At 31.9% G+C, this 1,873-nt stretch carries 2 protein-coding genes; one reads left to right on the top strand and one right to left on the bottom strand.

Annotated elements, in window-relative coordinates; genetic code table 11:
• Nucleotides 1–120 precede the first annotated feature (120 nt).
• Nucleotides 121–726, bottom strand: coding sequence for a TetR/AcrR family transcriptional regulator (locus tag AAAY30_RS11445; RefSeq protein ID WP_302484793.1), 606 nt, complete (start codon nucleotides 724–726; stop codon nucleotides 121–123).
• A 193-nt stretch (nucleotides 727–919) separates the two neighbouring features.
• On the opposite strand from AAAY30_RS11445, the gene AAAY30_RS11440 reads away from it, so the two are divergent.
• Nucleotides 920–1,699, top strand: coding sequence for a hypothetical protein (locus AAAY30_RS11440; protein WP_302193767.1), 780 nt, complete (start codon nucleotides 920–922; stop codon nucleotides 1,697–1,699).
• Nucleotides 1,700–1,873: the final 174 nt, after the last annotated feature.

Below are 1,873 nucleotides of genomic sequence, written 5' to 3'. Positions count from 1 at the left end.
GGAAAGGATTTAGAATATGATTTCAGTAGCAATAATGGGCCACGGCGTTGTAGGCATCGACCAAACTTTTATAATTGCTTGATAAAGCAATTTGCTAAATCATAATTTTAAATTTATAACTTAAGTATTAATGCTGTTAAGTTTTTTCCTGTCCTCTGCCTCAAAAACTTCAAGACACATATTATAAATAGCATTTACCTCTACATCAAGGTAAACCTCATCTTTAAAAAGTGCAAATTGAAGTGTTGATGTTATGTAAAGATAGTACAGCGCTTGTATGCTTTCAAAAGAAACATCAAGGTTTTTGGCTATATGATGAATGAATGTATCGTATCTCTTCGGAATACCCGAAAAGAAATCATAGCCCTGTTTTTTATATTTCGGAGAAGTATATACCTGATATACAAATCGCATATGCTCGCCGTAGTTTTTCTGCATCCAGCGTGGAAATTTTTCAAGATAATTTTTTAAATCCGCTCTTGAACGAGGTGCTTTCTTCATAAATTCTCGTTCAAATTTTATCATTGCATACTGTACAGATTCGGTAATTATCATATCTTTACTTTCAAAATAGTGATATAATGCTTGGTTAGTTTTAAATCCGCAATATTTGCACAAAAGCTGTAAACCTGTATTTTCAAGTCCGTTATCCATAAAAGCCTGAAAGCACTTGTCAAGGCACTCGCATTTACGCTTTTTATAAACAGCCGCATCAAATTTTTTCATTCCAACACCCCATTACATCTGTTGCTACAATTATAATTGTGTTGGGTATTTTTGTCAATAGCAAGACAAAATATCAAAAACAAAATACATATTTCATCGTAAGACTTGACAATTCGTTTATCAAATGCTAATATATTTTTTAAAGAAAATTAACTTATTTTTATAGATATACAATAGAATCGGAGGGCTATATATGAAAAAGAGTACAAAAAAGGTAGTAATAATAATTTGTTGCGTTCTTGCTGTTGCATTAATTGCAGGAGGCACAGTTGTTGGTGTAAATGTTTATAACAAAAATGTAAAGGAACAACAGATAGAGCAGATACTTTCTGACATTAAAGGAAAATATGATACCTTTGTAAATGAAAGCGACAGAGATAAACGAATTATAATCATCAAAAATCTTGAAAATGATTTGACTGACTATCTAAAAAATAATGAGCCTGTTGAGAAAATTAAAGAGGAGTATCAATCTGACCTTGAGCAGATGAAATCATACTTTGTGACCTACTATGAAAAGGTTATTAGCGACAACACTTTAAACGAGGTTGAGAAAATCACAGACAAAACAAAACTCAAAGCTTGCAAGGACAAACTTACTACACTGCTTGATAAACTCAACAGCGAAAAAGATGCCGTTCTTTCAAGCGAAAAGTTTGAAGAATTAAAAACAAAAATTCAATATTTGATTGATAAATATTCTGCAAGAATCGACGCTATTGAACAGGCAGAAAAAGAAGCAAAGGATAAGCTTGAACAGGAAGCTCAGACAATAATTGACGAAGACAAAGAAAAGATTGAAGAAGTTATTGAACCTGAAAACAACAGTTATACTGAGGAGAGCAACACAGCCGCAGAATCAACTGATACTGATTCAAACTATGACAGCTCAGATGATGATTCCGATACCCCAAATGATCTTGTTCCTATTACTCCTTTTGAAATTCCTGACGATTACATTTATACATATTAATTTTTTTGAATAATTTTAAAACGCAAGGCTTTTGTCCTTGCGTTTTTGTTTTTGTTCTAAATGATGAGTAAATTTAGTCTTTAGCTGTCACTAAAAATAAAAAAATTAGGTCAAGCCTTTTTAAAAGTACTTTTTTATGGTGGGTAAATTGTGGTTTAGCTGATTGCTTTAGAT

Origin of the sequence: Ruminococcoides bili, from assembly GCF_040093295.1 — a bacterium.
GTDB lineage: Bacteria > Bacillota > Clostridia > Oscillospirales > Acutalibacteraceae > Ruminococcoides > Ruminococcoides intestinale_A.
This window is presented reverse-complemented; position numbering and strand designations above follow the sequence as displayed.

Excerpts from the sequence above, each read along its gene's own strand:
- AAAY30_RS11445 (WP_302484793.1), bottom strand. The coding sequence starts at position 726 with ATGAAAAAATTTGATGCGGCTGTTTATAAAAAGCGTAAATGCGAGTGC.
- AAAY30_RS11440 (WP_302193767.1), top strand. The coding sequence starts at position 920 with ATGAAAAAGAGTACAAAAAAGGTAGTAATAATAATTTGTTGCGTTCTT.